Genomic DNA, 20,056 nt, shown 5'->3' with positions numbered 1-20,056 from the left:
GGTCGAGCCTCTCTCGAAGCAGGCATAGAACATCCAATCTCCTCTCAAACGTTCTATCCTTAGTCTAAATTCCTCTCCTTAAAGTGACCAAAGAGGGTTATAGCGTTTCTCAATCAGATGCGGTACAGCCACAAGGCTTGGAAAGCGCATAAGTCAACTGTTTGACGTACCTCACACGAGTAGGAAACGCTATATTTGCAGTCCAACTACGACACCTTTGTCAAACTCTTTGTCGAAGCTGTTGTCGAAGCTGTTGTTGAAATTGTTTTGCGCGATGATGCGGCTTCGTCTACGTTGGGCGATGCATTAGTGACAAGCTGATTGAATGAACTGCTGTCACCCATAATCGACTGAGCCAGCATCCGTCGATATAAATTACTCAATTGAGCTGCTACTCCTGTCCAGCTAAAATTTTGTTGCACACGCTCGCAGGCGCGTTTTCTTAGCTTTCTCGCCCATAGTTCATCCTTTAAAATGCGCTCAATTGCTACAGCAAAGGCAGTCTCATCTTGCGGCGGAACGAGCAATCCTGTCTCTTCAGAAACAACGCTAAACTTTAGCCCGCCCACATTAGAGGCAACAACCGGAGTGCCACACGCCATTGCCTCGATCGCAACTAATCCAAACGGCTCATAGTGACTTGGAACCACACAGACATCGGCTGCTGTGTAATAAAGCGGTAAGAGATCGTGTCCGACTCGTCCCGCAAAAATGGTGTGATCTGCCAATCCTAATTGGTTGACGAGTTGCTCGATGCGTTGGCGTTCCTGTCCATCCGATTTTGTTGGATCACTACCGCCGACGATCACTAAACGTAGATCAGAGGTGTCTACGGCATTTTGTTTGATTAATCCAGCCGCTCTCACGAACGTTTCGATACCCTTGCGCGGATCGAAACGGCCCACATACAGCATGACCTCATCGGTCGGATTTAAGCCAAGCTGAATCCGGGCGTCTGCTTTAGGAATAGCGTGGAATCGACTCACATCGGTTCCGCACGGAATCACTTCGATGTGTCCCAAACTGGAAACGAGCGATCGCAGCATCTCGGCTTCTTGAGGACTGGTCGCAACCGTACAGTGCGCCTGTTCTAGAATCGCCTTTTCAACGGCTAATCGAGTATCCGCGATCGCAGGACGATCGGGAACTGCCTCATACTTCACAGCACCGAGAGAATGATAGGTATTGATTAGCTGAACGTTATGGGTCTTTTCCACTTCTAGCCCGACCCAAGCCGACATCCAGTAGTTGGTGTGAATTAATGGATAGTGATGCTTGGCTTGATACTTCTGGAACTCCTCGACAAACTGCGGCATGTACTCAAACAAGCGATCGCGCGGGATAAATTCTTCTGGCCCAGCGCTCAACCGAATCGTGCGGCAATACGGATTGTGTTGCACGATGGTCGGATCGTCTGCATTCGCTTTGCGGGTAAACATATCCACTTGCCAACCCAACTTCGAGAGGGCTTCACCCACTTGCCGCACATACACATTCTGACCGCCTGCCTCTTCTTTTCCAATCTCAGCAGCCGGATCGCCATGATCCGAGATGAGTGCGATCGCCTGCCGATTGGGCGTGTTTGATCGAGAAGTAAAGAATGACGATCGCAACCCTGTAGAACCGTCATTTGACGCCAGTGACTTTCCGTTTACAAATACCATAATGTTCACCTCATGAAGACATAGAGGCACTAGGAGAGGGCGCAAAGCCGCTACACCTCCTGCCTCACCTGAACAAAACACAGGTCATTGAATTTCTTGCAAGCTTGGATCAGCAGCAGATTCTTAAGCAAACGGAGCTGTCCATTGACCTTGTCTGGCTAATGCTTTTGCCTGTCTGCCACCACTGCTACTGCCGATCGCAAGCCGTCTATCGGATCGCCAGAAGATTCCCTAAAAATGAGGACAAAAAAAGGCGGATGCCCTCACCCACCTTCTTAATTCCGTTGATCTGATAGTGTACTTAAACTCAATAAACGACCATTTTGTTTAAAGCGTTCACCTACTAACTGGCGATAAACCGCCTCATAACCGTCGGTCATGCGCTCGACGCTAAAGTTGTCAACCACATGTTGACGACAGACGGCCCGATCGAGACTCGAAACTCGATCAAGGGCAGCAATGCAGTCATCGATTGACTCACACAAAAATCCACTCTTGCCGTGAGCAATGACTTCTGGGGCAGATCCCAAATTCATCCCAATCACAGGCGTTCCCGATGCCATTGATTCCACCATTACCAAACCGAACGGTTCGCGCCAAGTAATCGGGAAGAGGGTCGCATAAGCGTTGCCCATTAACGTGTTTTTCTGAACGTGGTTAGCTTCACCTAAATACTGAATTTGTTCACCGTCAATATGGGGTTTAAGTTCGGTTTCATAAAATTCTTCATCAACAATATCTACTTTTCCTGCCATCTTGAGCCGCCAACCAGTGCGCTTGGCAATCTCGATCGCAATATGCGGACCTTTCTCAGGCGACAACCGACCTAAAAAGGCAAGATAGGGAGCCTCAGAGGGGTTGGAATAGAACTTATAGCTGTCTACATCAATTCCGTTGTAAACCGTTGAAACACAGTTAAGGTTTAGGCGAGCCTCTCGCTGTGCGTCGGAAATGCTCACAAAGGGCTGAGTGCGAGCATGAGCAAACATTTTCTTATTGTCCGAACTGAATACGCCATGTAGCGTATGAACGGTTGGAGTTTTCGTAAATTTTGCGTAGGGCAAGGCAGGACACCCCATGTGAGAATGAATTACATCAAATTCCTGGGAACGCTCATAAACCTGCGTCAATTGCAGCATTTCATAAATTTGATACTCTTTTACGAGTGGATCAAGACGCACTGCACGAGCGTGAACTGATTCGAGTTTCGCTAGGGTGAGCGAATCGCCAGTTGCAAACAGCGTCACTTCGTGTCCGCGTCGCACTAACTCATCGGTTAGCAAACTTACCACCAGTTCAATGCCGCCATAAGCGGGGGGGGGAACCCGCTCCCACAATGGGGCAACTTGAGCAATCCGCATATAAACCTCCTACAAGGTTAATGGTTCGGTAGCCTCTTCACGAGTGAAAGCTTTACTTGCTAGATACAGCAAGGTAGCTAAGCAATATCTACGGGAAAATTTGTTTTTTGCCAAGACGGAAATTTCGACTTGACATCTTAGACTTTGCCTTTCTTGCTACGCTCGTAATATATAGAAGACTACAGAATTGCATATGCAAAAGTACCGACCTGCCGATAGATTTACAGGGCGCTACTAGACTGATTTTTCGGGGGCACATCTCAGTCTAAATAAGTATTTCTATCGCCTTAAAGACAGATTTATGTGTTCTTGAATTCAACCGTACTTCTACGTGTTCGGTTATTACACCATTTGAGCGGGAACAGAGCAATCAGATTAGGTGCATCTTTGCAGTTTTTCCAAAGATGCATTTTGCCTTTGTATTTTTTCTACTTCCAAAACAAAATTATTTGTTGAAGCAGTTTTGTAACGGTAGCAGACAGCTTACTCAGGCTCTTCTATCCAAACCCTATAGATTTTACTCTATAGATTCTGTTGATAGATCCCATCATAAGTTCGTACATTAGCGCAAAAAGAAATCGTTGGGCGATAAATCTGAGCAAGTTAACAGAAACTTTGTCAATGTTGGTCAATCTAGCTTGTGTAAGCTACAAAACTGCTAGTTGAAAGGTTTCAAAGCCCTCGTAGCTCCATTACAAGTTGAGCAGCACCCGTACTAGCCGTGATTAACTTTGCTAAGCTCCAAGCGATCGCAGCCATAGAACATAAAGCTGCTCTTGGAATTGCTCACACTACATCAATTGCAGCAATCTGGATGAATGCTACAACGTCCGTAGTATCAGATCGACTCTTATCTTCAGTAAACCGGATGAATGCTGCAATTGGAGAGGATCAAACTGACGTCCGACCCTCTCCAATTTTAATCTAACTCATGCAGCTGGCTGTCCAAGTCGGTCTAGTTCCACCCTAAGCGAGCCATGCTGCGACAAAGCAAACTTAGAGGGCAGCAAAACTCACTCCTTCCTAAAATCTTTCCCCACATTTAAACATAACCTGCTGATGCCCCTGAAATGACACCAAAAAGAGGAGATTTGGCTTCTTGAGACCAAGTCTTGAAATTAAAACATTGAGTTAATGCTGAAACAGATTCACACCGTCTAATAAATGCTGAATAGTGTAAGTGAAATCCACATTAAGCAGACTTCCAAATTCATTAATTTGCTGAATGTGGGCAGTATAAAACAAGAATTGTACCGCAATACATTTTCGTTCAAAAAATATCAAGCCGGAGCTATTTCACTAGATACCGGTCATTAACTGTGAGGAGCATTGACGATGCAGTGGCTGCCATTTGCCTTAGTAGCCTATTTGTCTTGGGCGTTTTGTAACTTACTCTGTAAAGTACTCATTAGCCAACATATCAAAAGTCCTGTTGTTAATCTCATTACGATGGGAGTTTGGAATGTATTACCCCTATTTTTAATTCCTGTTCAAGGAATTACTATTCCAAGTTTTCACGTATTGGCATTAGGACTGACAGCAGGAATACTCTACCTCTTCATTCTAATTCCTTATTTCCAAGCACTTGCAATTGAGGAAGCATCCAGAGTTATTCCCTTATCGAGGCTGACACCACTTTTTATCTTGCTATTTTCTGGTGTTTTCGCTCAGGAGGCGCTTGATTCCTATCAACTATTAGCTCTTTTGATGCTAGTTGTAGGTGGTTTTTTGGTTTCAGTTAAGCATATTTCTGAAATCTTTAGACCGAGTAAAGCCTTTTATCTGATGCTAATTTCTAGTCTTGTTAGTGCTATTTACTGTTTAATTGCTAGGGCAATTTACATTGAGCTTCCCTTCTATGATGGGTTCACGTTAATTAGAACAAGTGTCGCTTTTTGCCTTTTGGGATTGTTACTCATTCCTCAAAATCGAGTTGAGTTTATTACAACGATCAGCTACATGAAACCTCATGTCAAAAAGTTGGTAATTCTCAACGGTCTACTCGATTTCTGTGCGTTGATACTGTGCAACTTTGCGATGTCCATTGCACCTGCTTCCCTAGTCAGTGCCTCGGCAGGAATTCAAGTGGTTTTTGTGTTGATACTATCAATTCTATTGTCAATTAAGTTCCCGAAACTTTTGTATGAAGACATTAGCCGGACTGTATTGACTCAAAAAGGAATTGCGACTGCGCTCATCATTGTGGGTACTGGCATGATTAGTTTGCACTAGATGCTATAAATCAAATGCTTGCCAAGCTGTCTGAATAATCTGCCACTCAGCGTTAGTTAGAGCGTGACTTTAGCGATGGTTAACCCGTTGTGTGGCAGACTTCAAGGTCGTGACCTTAACCCAATTCGAGTAGCCCTTGCGTTGCTCCAAGGGAAACGTTTTCTGTTTAGCGTCTTATTCTTTTTCTCATCCGCCAAACCATACCGCTCGCGATCGCAGCACCCAAAAAAGTACTAGGTTCTGGAACTGGGGTGCTACTCGTGTCTTGGTAAGCCAAAGCATCATAGTAAAGTGCTTCTTGGGTTCGCAAGCCTGGTTTACCGCCGATTCCATCGTCGATCGCGATTCCTTCACCATTAAAGTCCTGTGGGAACTCGATATCGAGGGTAAGATTGTTACGCTCGGTAGGAAACCCAAAGAGTAGGCGAATGGCGTTAGGGTCACGAGAATGAGGACCAATCGCAGCTCCTCGAGGTTGTGGCACAAGCAAAGTAGGTGAACTAGTAGCCAGAACGGTTCCCGCAGCATTCCGAAGATTAATTTTCCAGTCGGGAAAATTAATCACTTGTTCGTACATTGGGGGAAGACCTTCAGCCGAGTAAGTGCCATCAAATGAACCCCCGACAAACGGAGCAAGATCAGGATATAGCTGAAGAAATTCGGGTGAGCGTGGCGGTGAGAACTTTCCTGAGAGATTGAAGTCAGCAGCACGGGCGGGCGCGATCGCAAGGGTGGTCAGCGCTACGAAAGCAGCCATGCTAGAGATAATGGATTGCGGCAAATGTTGTAATTGCACTGTCGTTCCTCCGCGCTGGTAGAGTTTGCACTGGGACTTAGAGAGTTGAAATTGTGAGAGTTAAGATTTCAGCACCAATCAGACTTGTTAGGTTTGCTGCGTTCCCTCTCAGATCTGTTGCGTGATAAACAATTAGTGTGGTCAAGCATTAGCTAGTAATGTTGATAGATTTTCTCCATCAAAATATATGCCTAAAGGTAGAACTATCTGAAAGATCTATGACCTAAATAAATTGAAGATCCGTCAGCTAAGATAGAGCTGTTGCTTGCGCTGCAAAGTACCTCAAATTAAAAGCCTGTTTTAAGCCGTTTTGCAATGCCTTCTCACGCAAAGCTACCCATTACGAAGAGAAATCAGCCTAACTAAAGTAAATCTTGTACTGTCTGCGGTAGGGTTACGGTGACGGTTGTGCCTTGATTTGTTTTACTTTCAATTTGAATATGTCCGTGATGATTTTCGACAATAGCATGTGCGATCGCTAACCCCAACCCTGAGCCACCCGTTGCTTTTGTTCTTGCCGAGTCAACTCGGTAGAACCGATCAAACAACTTCGGCAGTGCCTCTTCAGCAATGCCAACTCCAGTATCAGTTACTTTAACTTGCAACGCAGAACCGTTAGAGCGCTTTGGACGGGTTACACTTAGTGCAACCGTTCCGCCTTGGGGGGTGTACTGCACGGCATTGCTGATTAGATTTGTAAACAAACGAGATAGCTGATCGCGATCGCACTGCATCATCCAGTCAGCCTCATCTTTAAGATCGAGCGAGAGTACGATCGCTTTCTCTTCCGCCACTGTTTCTTGTTCTTCTAACACTTCTGCTAACAGATCACTGAGATCAACCGTCGTCCAATGGGGTTGGACAATTCCACTATCTTGTCTAGCAAGAAACAATAAATCATCTACTAGTTTCCCTAAGCGTCGCGTTAAGCGTTCTACTACCTGTAGGTGATGACGTTGATTTTGCGGATCTGGGTTTGGATCAGAAAGTGCAACTTGAACGTTGGTTTGGATAACTGCGATCGGGTTTCTCAACTCGTGAGAGGCGTCGGCTGTAAACTGTTTTAACTGTTGGTACGATTCTCGAATCGGCTGCATTGCAATGCCGGACAAAAACCAACCGATTGCAGCAACAATGCCAATCATCATCGTCGTTCCAATACTCAGATCGAACACGAGTTGACGAACGGGTTTGGTCACTTCAAACCAAGGGTGACTCACCCGCAAATAGCCCAATACTTGCCGTCCAATCTGCACTCGTTGTGTTACCTGACGCAGCAATTGTGTTTCGGAAACATGAACCGTTTCACCCGTAGTATTGACATGTAACGGAACGAAAATCGGCTCTGCAAAGGTGGACCACAACGTTTCTCCGAGGGGGCTGATCCATTCCAAATCGATGTGATCATCTTCTAGAGCAATGGCATTATCCCGAAAACTTTCTTCTACATTGACGCGAAGTTGAGTGCCTTCTGGTTGAATCACCAGCGATCGCTGCACGACTTCTACAACGTGATTTAAGGTGTCATCAATGCGTTCAATTAACGTGCTGCGAACGTAGAAGTAAACTCCGCTGGCAAAAACGAGCAGAAGTACCGCCGTAATAGTGGTATACCAGAGCGCGAGACGGCGACGGGTCGTTTGAAACATCAGGGTTAGCAAGATTCGAGGTTTAGCCTCTATTACACCTTTATTATTACAACTTTAGATCTTTGCTCTAATTTCAATCATTTCAGGGGTAGCCCATTGGGTAAATACCTTCAAGAACGAAGGAAAATCAGAAGTTCATTTGCTACATCTGTTATTACATTCGTGACCAATTAAAAGCCGCCCCTAGACTAAAGAACTGAAGAATGCGCACTGTGATAGCGTTATCTTTGATGATCTATTTTGATGATTCACCTGTTCGTCTAAAGTAATAGCACTAGTAATAGCACTCCTCATGACCGTCCCGCGTACCATCTGTCTAGGCTTCTTAATGGTGATCACGGTTGGCACATTGCTCCTCATGTTGCCCTTCTCAACCGCTAATGGCTCTTGGAATTCTCCCATTGTTGCTCTATTTACCGCTACTTCTGCCGTGTGTGTGACCGGTCTCTCAATCGTCGATGTCGGGACGTTTTACTCCTTCTGGGGACAGTTGTTTCTTCTCTTCTTGGTGCAAATTGGCGGCTTGGGATACATGACAGCAACCACCGTCCTGCTGTTAATTCTAAGGAGGCGATTGGGACTGCGGGATAAAATCGCCATTCAGCAATCGTTGGATGTAGAAGGATTGTCTGGCCTGTCAGGTTTGCTGCAATCGATCATCGCCACGACGCTGCTTTTTGAAATCACAGGCGTTCTGCTGCTGATGCCAATCTTTCTGCCCCAATTCCACGATCGCCCCGGTCTCGCCCTGTGGCAGTCAATCTTTCACAGCATCAATGGTTTTAACAATGCGGGCTTTAGCTTATTGCCTGACAATTTGATTCAGTACGCCAGCAATCCTGCCTTGGTGGGTATCATGACCGGACTGATTATTTTTGGAGGTATTGGCTACCAAGTGATCATGGAGGCGTATCTGTGGGGGCGCGATCGCCTCAAGCGATTGCCTTGTAAACCGGTCTTTTCGCTCAACTTTAAAGTCGCCACTAGTACAACCCTGTTTCTATTAGTAACGGGCACTATTGCCTTCTTCATGACAGAGTTTCGCAACGCCCAAACGCTGGAAGGCATGGATTTATCGGAAAAAGTTCTGGCGGCTTGGTTTCAATCGGTGACAACGCGCACAGCAGGTTTCAATACGATTGACATTACCAAGATGACGAGCGCCGGGTTGTTTATTACGATCGCGCTGATGTTTCTTGGCGCAAGTCCGGGCAGTACAGGCGGAGGCATCAAAACAACCACCCTACGAGTGCTGGTGAACTGTACCAAAGCTGTACTGCAAGGCAAAGAAGAGGTGCTGTGTTACCATCGCCAGATTCCGACTGCCCTACTTTTCAAGGCGATCGCAGTGTTCATGGGATCGATTGCCACGGTCCTGATTGCGACGATTCTAATTACCTTAACTGACCCTGGGGTTGACTTTATTCGCATTTTGTTTGAGGTTGTTTCTGCGTTTGCAACAGTAGGGCTTTCAGCAGTTGGAACTGCCAATCTATCAGTTCCAGGACAACTGCTGCTCATTCCAATTATGTACATCGGGCGGGTTGGAGTTTTACTACTGGTAGGGGCGCTTTTAGGTGACTCTAAACCTAGCTTTGTAAACTATCCTGAAGAAAATTTGCTTGTCGGTTGACCCATTCAAACTATGATCGGATCTACCCCTGTTGCCGGTCGGTCGCCTCGTGTCGTTGGCGTGTCGCTCAGTAACGGTTACCCCTCGTTGCATTGGAGAAGGTTGTGAATCTGTCTTCACTCGGTTTCTTTCATAGTTTGCGCTCCGACCGTAGGAATAAGCAATTTGCCGTAGTTGGTCTAGGACGATTTGGGCGTGCCGTCTGTGGTACGCTGCACAGTGCCGGGCACGAGGTTTTGGCAGTTGATACCGATATGTGTAAAGTCGATCAGGCACTGTCTGATCGGATTGTCACCCACGCAAGGCAGATTGATTCGACTCAGCCATCTGCGTTGAGAGAAGCTGGACTTTTTGAGCAAGATACGGTGATTGTGGCGATCGGAAACTATGTGCAGGAGAGTATCATCACAACACTCAATCTGAAAGAAGGGGGCGTCCGCCATGTAGTGGCTAAAGCATCATCAGAGATTCACGAGAAGGTGCTTAAGAAGGTCGGCGCAGATCATGTGGTCTTTCCAGAGCATGAAATGGGGTACAATTTGGCGCGATCGCTGACAAAACCTGGCATTCTAGAGCGGTTTGATCTTGATCCAGAACACAGCATCGTTGAGCTGATTATTCCTGAAAGTTTTAGTGGCAAAACGATCACAGAACTCAAGCTGCGATCGCGCTATCGGCTGAACCTACTCGCATTTAGTCAGGACGGCAAATTCATTATCAATCCTGATCCCGATACTCAACTTCGTAGAGGAACAGCGATCGTGGTGATTGGGTCAAACGAAGACATCGATCAGCTTCCGGTTTGAGGGAGGTCTTCGACTCAGTTTGCAAGTAGGGATGCTTTATAGCAATGGTTTGTGAGACCAGTAATGATTTGTGAGATCAATTTCCTAGATTATTCCTAAATTACGGCGACAGGTCTCCGTAGGGGCACAACATGCGGTGCCCCTACTTTTATTTATTTGAATATTTTTTATTTGGACACGTTCTGACCGCGTACAGGCTTACGAGGTACAGATTGATTGATTACGGTCAGTACAGCTTTCGCAATCCGTTGATTAGCGGATTTTGTAAAGTGCCCATCGCCAATAAAGTTACTCAGATTTGAGGCAGGCGCGATCGCATGGGTACTAACATACGGAATGGCTTCTTGACCTAACCGGGGCAACAGCGCTTGAATCAAATGATCCTCATAGCCTTTATCATTTAGCACCACCACAATCGGGAACTTACCGTCTTGACGAGCCGTTGCCGCAAAGTCGCTCACCATCGCTTGCAGCACAGAAACCTCTTCCTTAGCAAAGCCTTTAGCAGAGTGAATTCCATTCTCTAGACGATCAAGATGGCGTTGTGCCCAAGCTCGCCGCACCAACCGCACGATCGCAGAGTGATCGAGCCAATTTTTCTCAAATAAAAACGAACTGTAGGCGGCATCGCGGCTCTGCAACTGCTTGAAAAACTCGCTTTGCGGATCATTCAAGACATTGCGAAGCTCAGCTAAAGTATGCACTCTCGGTTCGATTGCCTGTAATTTTCCCTTCTCTAACGTGTAGCGGGGATAGGTATAGAGCGCCGGAACTTCAAACTGCCAAGTTGCAGCGCTCAAGGTCGGCATCGCTTTGACACTGGAGGCTAAAATGCCCATGATCACAACATCGGCATCGTGTCTGCCCCGATCCATGAGGTATGCTGTATACGAATGATTGGGCGGAGCCGACGGAGCCTCAACCCGGCGAAAGGCAAGGCGAGGATCTAGCTGCTCCATTGCCTCAGAGATTTGCTCGGTAAACGACATACCATAGATCGCAATCAGCAAATTCTTTTTGGCAGGCAGTTTCGCCGGACTCCACTCCGCAGGAGCGAGCCAGCCAGCTTTTGCCAGGTCAGAACTGCTCTGATCGTTTGCTCCGACCATTCGCGCCAGCTTTCCTTCAACCGATCGCCCGTACTCAAAATAGACGTTCATTTGACTGGGGCGAGGCGTAAGCGGATCGGTGGGGTAGGGAAACAATCGGTTGATGGCAACATCAAACATGACCAGAAAACACAGCGTCCACAGCCCAGTGAGGATCACCGTTTGAAGCGGTGAGCGGCGAGATCTTGCAGTCTTGGAGGACAGAGCCTTAAGTTTAGAACTGAGAGTAGATGAACTGTACAGGCGCATTGCTCTCCCCCATGATCAAAATTAGAATGAGTGTGGCATATAGGGCTGCCCGCAGAGGCGTTGGCACCCAAAGAGCCACCTTTGAGGTGCGAGTGAAATACTCTAAGCACTCGTAGCCGACTAACAGCGGAATGCCCAACAAAGCAGATAGCGGCGGTTTTGGCATTCCTAAACTAAGGTTGCCGAAATCTACAATCAGTAGTCTTGTAAAGGTGACGATTTGCTCTAGTGATGTCGCTCGAAACAGCAGCCATCCGTAGCACGTCAACCCAAAAAAGATCGCGATCGCAAGAATTGACGCCAGCCGCTTGCGAAAACTTACCACATCATCGCTCCGTCTTTCGGTCTTCGACAACACTCGATATCCACACAATAAAGTGCCTTGATATCCTCCCCATAAAATGAAATTCCAAGCGGCACCATGCCACAGTCCACCCAGCAGCATGGTAATCATCAAATTTCGATAGGTGTTGAAGGTTCCGTGACGACTGCCGCCCAAGGGAATGTAGAGATAGTCTCTCAACCAGCTTGACAGCGAGATGTGCCAGCGTTCCCAAAATTCGCTTGGTGTTTTTGAGAAGTAAGGCAGATTGAAATTGAGCATTAGCTCGATGCCAAATAGCTTTGAGACACCGCGCCCAATATCGAAATAGCCTGAAAAACCAGCATAGATTTGCAGTGCATACAATACGGTTGCAGCGACGATATCGAGCCAGGAGAGCGCGCCTGTGGTCTGATACACCGCGTTAACCGAGGACGCAACCCCATCCGCGATCGCAACTTTTTTAAACAAGCCAAACAAAATCAGAAAAATACCGTCGCTAGTTTGCTGAAAGCTGAGGTGTCGTCTGTGCGTCAGTTGTGGCAATAAGTGCGACGCGCGATCGATAGGGCCTGCTAATAAGGGTGGAAAATAAACCCAGAACAGCGCAAAGTCCCAAAAGTGGTGGGAGGCGTGCAGTCTACCACGGTAGATATCGACCGCGTAGCTAATTGCTTTGAATGTGTAGAACGAAATTCCAATTGGCAAGATTAGGTTTAGCGTAATCGAATCTGCTTCTAGCCCCAGCCACCGGAACCCATCAACAACGCTATTTGTAAAGAAATTTGCGTATTTAAATATGCCTAAAATCGAGAGGTTGGCGACAACGCTCAGCACGAGAAATAGGGTTCGACGGCGTGCTTCTTCAAGCTGAGCTGAGCGAGAGTAGAGGAAGTTTGCGATCGCAACAAACGGCACGGTTGCCGCCAAAACCCACCATCCTGACCAAGTATTGGGAACTAGATCTACCCAATTGACCGCGATCGTGAGCGGTAGAAGGCTAAGTTGAACCGCTTGCCATTGCAACGTATCGAACAACACTGCTGCTAATACCAGCACCACACTGATCAAACGGCGGTTCTGCTTTGACAGCCATCCTACATCGATCATTGCCCCACAAACAAAGTCGATCACAGTGGATAAAACAATCAAATAGAGAAGCTTAACATTCCACCAACCGTAAAATATATAACTTGCGCTCAATAACAGTGTGTTCTGACCACGCAGCGATAGCACGCGATATAAAAGATAAGTAATAACTAAAAGAACAGCAAATTCAATGGAATTGAAAGACATCGATCGCTAACTCCATTTACTGCTTTGGTCTAAAGAGTAATCCTAATTGGCACAACCTCGAAACATCAGCTAGCCACGATTTCAACCATATATAGTTAAGTAGTTAAAACGATCGATAACAGTTAAATTAGTCAAGTAATAAATCAGCCAAATTGATTGAAACACACTATTGATTCATCACTCTATAAGAATGAGGAAATATTTAGCGAGTCAGTACTGCTAATACTTTAGAAACCAGCCAACTGAGCAACTAGAAAACTAAGATTTTGTGCTGCATTTATCACACAGCCTGTTATCGATCTGCAACCGTAGTTTTTTTGGCAACTTAGGTACTATTTACACAATCTAGAGCAGCGTTGATCAGTGAACGAATCTTTTGAGACATGCGATCGCACGTCTCACTTTGCCATAATTTCAACTTCAAAGAGAACACTGTAGTAGATTCAAAAATCATTCTCTACGAAGTAAATTCAAATTTGCACTACTCAGAAATGAGTTTCGATGAATGAGACGATCAGTACTCAAAAGTAGTTGACGTGCATCTTTAAACAAAAACTAGTTGTTCAATGGTGTCAGAGTTTGCAAGATAACCGAATTGCCATCTAGTTTTTATTTAGTTTTTGGTGCTCTACACAACAACTGGTTCTGAACGATTTCTGAGCATTAAAAATCGCCGCACACGGACTAATCGCCTCCAATCTGCCAAATTCAAACCGCTGTGGTAGCTAGTTAAGTGTTTTGACCGTTAGAACATGTGGCGGTGTTGCATCAGGAGGATAAATGTAGTCAAACTGCACCAAACGCTGCTCGTTCGGTTTTAATTGCAGCGTGACTAACGGTTCGCCTTGTTGTCCACGTTTTTGCACCAAATGAATGTAGCGCGTTTGCGGTAAACCTTGATCGCTGTTGTAGCGTAATCGCACTGTTCCTCGAAAAGAGGTCTGGTTGCCAGGAGGCTGCAAAAAGCGGATTCCTGCTTTTGTGTCTTCACGTTTTAGCGGCGTTTCAAACGCGATCGCAACCCGTTGAGGTTGATTAGTCGAATTTTGCAGAGGCAAGCTCAGTCGATACTCAATGGCATAGTTTGCGTGAGCTTGATAGGCCGTGTCAGGATAACGCTTCACCATCTCAGCGTTTTGATTTTGTCCTGTCCCCAACGTCCCTTTGTGTAGCGTACTCAAACCGTAAGAAAACGCCTCTCCTGCATTTGGGATGCTGAGGGAACGACTCCCCGGATCAACGACTTGAGCTGTCCATTGAGAACCCACCGCTACGCCTGCGACTCGCCCATAAATCACCGCTCCACTTTTCGCATCGAGCGGCGTCGGCGTTTTATCTCTCGGACTTGCCACATCACCTGTATCAAGCAAGGTTTGCCACTCTTCCAGCGTTGGCGATCGCTCAGCGCCAGTGGCATCCGTTTTAGCGAACATGCCCAAACTCGCGACATATACCGAACCCGTACTGCGTAAACGCATCAACGTCGATCGACCATTGATCGGCGGCGTCAGACCCTTTACCGGAATCGGCAAATTCAAAATCATCCGACTTTGCCCTGGCGGAATCACCAGTTGCGCCGGAAAAATGTCTTGCCGTTGCCCCCGTAATACTTCCCCAACCGCTCGACCTCCTGGCCCTGCAAACACCTTGCCGTCTTGATTGTCTTGATACGCAGGCATGGGAAGAAAGGGCGCATCTGGCTGGCTCAAATAGCTGGCGGCTTGCAGAACATCAATCGTGACGGGCTGCGTTCCAGGATTGTTGATCAAAATGCCGAGATAGAGGGAGCGCAGGTTGTTCGGATCGCTCACTGCATTTGCAATGTGATGAGCAAAAATGTCAAACCGTCCGTTAAAAGCTTGATCGAGATGAGCAGAGGGAACGCGCTTTCCGGTGGGAGGAAGTGTAGAGAGTAAAATCCCTTCGGTCTGCACGACTTCTGGACTGTTGCTATTAAACACCAGGGTCGAATCAAGTTGACCCGGCAGCGATCGCACCACTTGGGGTTGGACAATTTCTTGAGGAGTCGGAGCCGGGGTTGCTTGTGCCAAGGTCAACGGAAGGAATAAAACCATTACGAAGCGCGGGAGTCCGGTAAAGGGAGCGGAACTGATCATATCGGTTTAGAGACAGTGAGAGAGCATTCTGGTCATAGAAATCAACAGATCTCCTTATTTTTGCTCTAGAAGTAGAAACTGACGCTTGCTGTTTTGCATGATCGCCAAAAAGTCGTGAATCACAGTTTCAAGATTGTCATCTGTTAATAATGGAACGTGAATAAACAGACAACGATAGTTGGGATTCTGTTCCTGATTGTGTTTGAGTACCCAGTAGTAAAGATGATTGCACACAAAGTTGCCCGCATCGTGACTAACACGAGTGGCGGCTTCTGGGGAAATGTGAGGCGGACAAAGCGTGCCTTCAAGCAACATCTCTAAATCCAATTCAGTAACTAATGCTTCATCTAGATAGGTTCCGGTTGACTCGACCGATAGAAAGGGTCGCGACTCTGCCATGCCGCAGCAAATCACAAGCTCTGGCTCCAACTCGGCGATCTGATCGATGACTGTTTGAGGGGCAACCTCAAAATCGACTAGAATCTTTTTGAGAAAATAACAATCGTCGGTTAACACCTTTCGCTCAATCAGCGCGTTTAGCAAATCATCAGACGAATTGGATTGCTGATGCGCTTCCCAAGTATCGAAGGATGTCAATAAAATTTTCATTTGTGGTGCTGGCTATACCCACTACAATTTACCCACTACAATTTTAAGTACTGCCACTAAGGATTGAAGCTATGTCAACGATCGCCGTGATTGACTACGATATGGGGAATCTACACTCGGCGTGTAAAGGGTTAGAACGGGCAGGCGCAACGCCCACCGTAACAGATTCTGCACGGGAGATTGAACGGGCAGATGCAGTAGTGCTTCCGGGAGTTGGCTCGTTTGATCCGGCGGTGCAGCACCTACGATCGCGCCAGTTAGAACAGCCGATTAAAGCCGCGATCGCAAGCGGTAAACCTTTCTTGGGCATTTGTCTTGGCTTACAAATTTTGTTTGACTCTAGTGAAGAAGGAACAGAGCCAGGACTGGGAATTATTCCGGGTGTTGTGCGGCGATTTCGTCCAGAACCGGGGATCACAATTCCGCACATGGGTTGGAACCAGCTAGAGTTTACTCGCCCGGAAAGTCCGCTTTGGCGCAAGCTCTCAAGCCAGTCTTGGGTCTATTTTGTACATTCATATTATGTTGACCCACTCAATGCAGATGTGACAGCCGCGACAATTACTCACGGAACTCAAACGATTACAGCCGCCATTTCAAAAGATAATCTGATGGCAGTTCAGTTTCACCCAGAAAAATCATCAACGGCAGGATTAGACATTCTGTCTAACTTTGTAGAACTGGTGCAGAAGCGTCCTGCGATCGCGGTGTGAGAGGATTGGAGAAAACCGCGAATGAGCGATCGCAAAGTGAGTTAAAAATCAATTCACGATGTCATGAGAGGTATCGTTAGAAGTGTCATTAGAAGTTTACGGAATTCCAACGTGCAGTACGTGTAAGAAAGCGCTGCAATGGCTGCAAACTAACGGCGTAGAGTACAAGTTTGTCAACACAAAAGACCATCCACCGACCCGCGAAATGATTGCAAACTGGGTAGATACGTTTGGCACTAAGCCGATGCGAAACACGTCTGGACAATCCTATCGAGCGTTGGGTGACGAGAAACAAAGCTGGACAAACGAGCAGTGGATCAACGCCTTTTCAGCCGATGCGATGCTGCTCAAACGTCCACTTTTTGTCAAAGATGGAGCGGCGGTATTGGTCGGATTTAGAGCCTCGGAGGACGAACTCCGGCAGACATTAGATCTAGATATTTGATCTCTAGATATTTGATCTACAGTAAACGAAGCTCATTCTACAAAACAAATCGGTCATGACTTCAGGAAAAAATGTTCTCGGTGGTACGTTGGAAGTCTGCTGCATCTCCCCAATGACGGGCTACTACCGAGACGGAGTATGTAGCACAGGTGCAGGGGATGTTGGAATTCACGTAGTCTGCGCTCAAGTGACCCAAGAATTTTTAGAATTTAGCCGATCGCGTGGAAATGACTTAATTACACCCAGGTCAAATTTTCCAGGGCTTAAACCTGGCGATCGCTGGTGTCTCTGTGCCTCGCGATGGAAGGAAGCATTTGACGCAGGCGTTGCGCCTCCAGTGGTGTTGGAATCGACTCATGCGGCTGCGATTGAATACACCTCATTAGGCGAATTAAAGCAACATGCGATAGACCCATAACATTTACCCCAAAAAAGATAGAGATTTCGTTCTGGCGAACTAACTTTTATCTATCCAATGGCAGACGTTGAGAAGTGAGTGTTCATTTAATTTTACGTTCAGGTGATAAGACAACAGTTTTACCAACTTCCGCTTATCGCATTTGCAGCGGTTGCTCAACGTTTAACCTGTAGGAGCCAGAATGATCGTCATTGAACGAAGTCGGCAACCACAATATCATCAAAGTTTTGCTCCCTTGAAGCGTGTGGAAAGAATTTCTTTCGGGGAGTACCAAGCTGCGGTAGCTCCACCGTGAATTTCCCCTTTTTATTTTTGAACGTTAAGTTGACATTGCCTTACTCAACTTAAGCAATCTTTACGCTGCAAAGCGTAAAGATTGCTATACAAGCCAGGGTTGTAAAGCCCAAATCACACTTGTAAACAATCAAGTGTCAGCAATGAGAGATTGAATTTCAGAATTAATCGAACAGCGTCAAGATTACAAGCAGCCTCAACGGTGCTTAGTTTTTGGGTGCATGTTCACAGGTAACTGTAGCAAAGTTTTCTTATCGCTTGAGGAGATGAACTAATGACGATCGCAGATATTGTTTCTCTTCCGATTCTAAGCCACCAGAAGTTAGAAAGCCGCTGTCCCGTTTGTGTCTGCCTAACCCAGATCACAACGATCGCAAACATTCCGGCGATTCCTGTTAATAGCTTGTTGCTGTACACCACCCGATCGCAAGCGCTGAGTGCTCAGCGTTGTGCAATGCACTTAGGCTTCTGCGAAAATTGTGGTCATGCTTTTAATCTTAAATTCGATTCCAGCTTAATGGAATACAGCCAACACTATGACAACTCACTGCATTTCTCACAGCGTTTTCAGCAATACGCTGAAACTTTATCGCATCGACTAATTGAGCGACATCAACTTCGTCATAAAACTGTCGTTGAGATTGGTTGCGGTAAAGGCGATTTTATTAACCTCTTTTGTCAACTTGGCAACAACTCTGGCATTGGTTTTGATCCAAGTTATGAGCCAACATCAAATCAATCCGAGACTAAACATCAGGTTGAATTTATTCAAGATTTTTATTCTGAGCATTACGCCAACTACGATGCAGACTTGATTGTTTGTCGGCAGGTGTTAGAACATATTCTGGATTTAACAACTTTCCTTAAAGGATTAAGACGAACGATTGGGCAACGGTCAGATACTGTTTTGTATTTTGAAGTGCCTAATATGTCGTTTATGATGCAGGAACTTGATATTTGGAATATCTTCTACGAACATTATTCTTACTTCACCTACAGTTCGCTTGCTTACTTATTTGCCAATTGCGGTTTTATTGTGCATGAGATTGGCGAGTCATTTGGGCGGCAGTTTCTCTACATTGAAGCTAAACCTGCTGAAGAACCGCGTCATCTATCCTCTGTTCCTTGGGTCGATCCAACTCAGACGCGGGACGACGTTGCAGGATTTGCTGAGCGGTATCGCGATCGCATTGAAACCTGGCGAAACCAATTTAAGCAGATCAAACGTTCAGGTAAAAAAGCAGTTGTTTGGGGAGCAGGAGCAAGGGGTGTAACCTTCTTGAACACGCTAGGAAATGAAGCGCATGTCGAATATGTTGTGGATATTAATCCTCGAAAGCAAGGCAAATACGTTGCAGGAACAGGTCAGCAGATTGTTTCTCCCGAGTTTCTAAAAGACTACCAGCCCGACATTGTGATTCTCATGAATCCAAATTATTTGAGTGAGATTCAAGCTCAGATTGCAGACTTGGGTTTAGCACCGGACTTTCTTTGCGCCTAATTTACTGCGCTTATCTACTGTGAAAGCGTTGGTTCTAGGCCATTTTTCTAGATGGAGAAGGGTTACAGAAACCCCAGCCTGTATGAGGATGGGATATGTTATTGAGTCTTCAATCGCGTTAATTCTCTGGATAGGCCAACAACTCTGCGTACCCGGAGAATTGGTGTGGGCGGGGTTTCTATACCCTTCTCTATCTAGAAAAATGGCCTAGAACCAACGCTTCCACAGTAATTAAACGCAATAGATTAAGCGCAAAGAAAGCTCCCACAAAACCGTAGTTGAGATCCGTTTATGCCAATTTATGCCAAAGCGCTCAGATCTCAGAAGAACGAAATAAATTGATCCAAAGCTTAAAACCTATTTACTCTCTTCGGCGCTCTGCCGCGACTCCTTGTATTTCTTGTACTCCTCACCTGCCTTGCGTAGATCGCTCAACACGCTGTCCCCATATAGCTTCGCCCTTTCTGGCTTTATGGCCCGTGTGACAACAGCCTCAAGCAAAACACCGTTATCATTAGGTTCAGGCAGCTTGATGACTACGTAAAAATCCCCGGCCTCGTTCTCGAAAGAGACAACACTGTTGTCGGCTTCAAAAAGAAGAACCTCGGCAAGTTCGCTACCCAGTACCTGCAAACTCTGCCGCGACTCGTCAACTAAATCTTTGTACAGCTTGTTCTGCTCCTTCACCTGCAAATAATTGTCAATCAGTTCCAGCGTCTTCGCATCCAAGTTTGCTAAACCTTTGAGAGTCGTAGATGTAGCCTCAACTATTAACTATTTAGGATAGGGCAACCGTCTCCCAATGGCAGGGCTAGTTTATTGAAAGAAGGAAAAGAGGCGAC

16 protein-coding genes are annotated in these 20,056 nt (G+C 46.3%); 7 read left to right on the top strand and 9 right to left on the bottom strand.

Features of this window, described 5'->3' with window-relative positions:
* Window positions 1-206: 206 nt before the first annotated feature.
* Complete coding sequence (locus AC5JLB_RS04070) at window positions 207-1,664, bottom strand: glycosyltransferase family 4 protein (protein ID WP_495872577.1); 1,458 nt, start codon at window positions 1,662-1,664, stop codon at window positions 207-209.
* A 275-nt stretch (window positions 1,665-1,939) separates the two neighbouring features.
* On the bottom strand, window positions 1,940-3,025 hold the full coding sequence (locus AC5JLB_RS04065; RefSeq protein WP_495872576.1) for a glycosyltransferase family 4 protein: 1,086 nt from the start codon (window positions 3,023-3,025) through the stop codon (window positions 1,940-1,942).
* Between the two features lie 1,335 nt (window positions 3,026-4,360).
* On the opposite strand from AC5JLB_RS04065, the gene AC5JLB_RS04060 reads away from it, so the two are divergent.
* Window positions 4,361-5,257, top strand: a complete 897-nt coding sequence (locus tag AC5JLB_RS04060; protein ID WP_495872575.1) for an EamA family transporter — start codon at window positions 4,361-4,363, stop codon at window positions 5,255-5,257.
* A 166-nt stretch (window positions 5,258-5,423) separates the two neighbouring features.
* On the opposite strand, the gene AC5JLB_RS04055 is transcribed toward AC5JLB_RS04060, so the two are convergent.
* Window positions 5,424-6,053 (bottom strand): PEP-CTERM sorting domain-containing protein, encoded by a 630-nt coding sequence (locus AC5JLB_RS04055; RefSeq protein ID WP_495872574.1) that lies wholly within the window; start codon window positions 6,051-6,053, stop codon window positions 5,424-5,426.
* 362 nt (window positions 6,054-6,415) lie between these two features.
* Window positions 6,416-7,702, bottom strand: a complete 1,287-nt coding sequence (locus tag AC5JLB_RS04050; RefSeq protein ID WP_495872573.1) for a sensor histidine kinase — start codon at window positions 7,700-7,702, stop codon at window positions 6,416-6,418.
* 292 nt (window positions 7,703-7,994) lie between these two features.
* On the opposite strand from AC5JLB_RS04050, the gene AC5JLB_RS04045 reads away from it, so the two are divergent.
* Together AC5JLB_RS04045 and AC5JLB_RS04040 are read left to right on the top strand one after the other, a co-directional pair.
* Window positions 7,995-9,335, top strand: a complete 1,341-nt coding sequence (locus AC5JLB_RS04045; protein ID WP_495872572.1) for a TrkH family potassium uptake protein — start codon at window positions 7,995-7,997, stop codon at window positions 9,333-9,335.
* A gap of 104 nt (window positions 9,336-9,439) precedes the next feature.
* Entirely contained in the window at window positions 9,440-10,141 is a 702-nt protein-coding gene (locus tag AC5JLB_RS04040) for a potassium channel family protein (protein WP_495872571.1), read from the top strand.
* 167 nt (window positions 10,142-10,308) lie between these two features.
* On the opposite strand, the gene AC5JLB_RS04035 is transcribed toward AC5JLB_RS04040, so the two are convergent.
* The 4 genes from AC5JLB_RS04035 to AC5JLB_RS04020 all read right to left on the bottom strand — a co-directional run bounded on the left by AC5JLB_RS04035 (window position 10,309) and on the right by AC5JLB_RS04020 (window position 15,843).
* Entirely contained in the window at window positions 10,309-11,499 is a 1,191-nt protein-coding gene (locus tag AC5JLB_RS04035; protein ID WP_495872570.1) for a hypothetical protein, read from the bottom strand.
* Window positions 11,465-13,117: an MBOAT family O-acyltransferase gene (locus AC5JLB_RS04030; RefSeq protein WP_495872569.1), complete on the bottom strand. Its 1,653-nt coding sequence runs from the start codon at window positions 13,115-13,117 to the stop codon at window positions 11,465-11,467. The genes AC5JLB_RS04035 and AC5JLB_RS04030 overlap by 35 nt, the downstream gene beginning before the upstream one ends.
* 725 nt (window positions 13,118-13,842) lie before the next feature.
* Complete coding sequence (locus tag AC5JLB_RS04025) at window positions 13,843-15,234, bottom strand: DUF3370 domain-containing protein (protein ID WP_495872568.1); 1,392 nt, start codon at window positions 15,232-15,234, stop codon at window positions 13,843-13,845.
* 54 nt (window positions 15,235-15,288) lie between these two features.
* Window positions 15,289-15,843, bottom strand: a complete 555-nt coding sequence (locus AC5JLB_RS04020; protein ID WP_495872567.1) for a pyroglutamyl-peptidase I family protein — start codon at window positions 15,841-15,843, stop codon at window positions 15,289-15,291.
* A 71-nt stretch (window positions 15,844-15,914) separates the two neighbouring features.
* Here AC5JLB_RS04020 and hisH point away from each other — a divergent pair, with 71 nt between their 5' ends.
* From hisH to AC5JLB_RS04000, 4 genes are all read left to right on the top strand, one after another.
* A complete protein-coding gene (gene hisH / locus AC5JLB_RS04015; protein ID WP_495872566.1) occupies window positions 15,915-16,556 on the top strand; it encodes an imidazole glycerol phosphate synthase subunit HisH in 642 nt (213 codons plus the stop codon).
* 82 nt (window positions 16,557-16,638) lie between these two features.
* Window positions 16,639-17,001: a Spx/MgsR family RNA polymerase-binding regulatory protein gene (locus AC5JLB_RS04010; RefSeq protein WP_495872565.1), complete on the top strand. Its 363-nt coding sequence runs from the start codon at window positions 16,639-16,641 to the stop codon at window positions 16,999-17,001.
* 55 nt (window positions 17,002-17,056) lie between these two features.
* Complete coding sequence (locus tag AC5JLB_RS04005) at window positions 17,057-17,419, top strand: DUF2237 family protein (RefSeq protein WP_495872564.1); 363 nt, start codon at window positions 17,057-17,059, stop codon at window positions 17,417-17,419.
* A 568-nt stretch (window positions 17,420-17,987) separates the two neighbouring features.
* Window positions 17,988-19,214 (top strand): class I SAM-dependent methyltransferase, encoded by a 1,227-nt coding sequence (locus AC5JLB_RS04000; protein ID WP_495872563.1) that lies wholly within the window; start codon window positions 17,988-17,990, stop codon window positions 19,212-19,214.
* A gap of 357 nt (window positions 19,215-19,571) precedes the next feature.
* Here AC5JLB_RS04000 and AC5JLB_RS03995 read toward each other — a convergent pair whose 3' ends face one another.
* Window positions 19,572-19,943 (bottom strand): hypothetical protein, encoded by a 372-nt coding sequence (locus AC5JLB_RS03995; protein ID WP_495872562.1) that lies wholly within the window; start codon window positions 19,941-19,943, stop codon window positions 19,572-19,574.
* Window positions 19,944-20,056: the final 113 nt, after the last annotated feature.

Source organism: Myxacorys chilensis, assembly GCF_059505265.1.
Note: the sequence above shows the minus strand (reverse complement) of the source record. Positions and strands in the feature narration are given on the sequence as shown.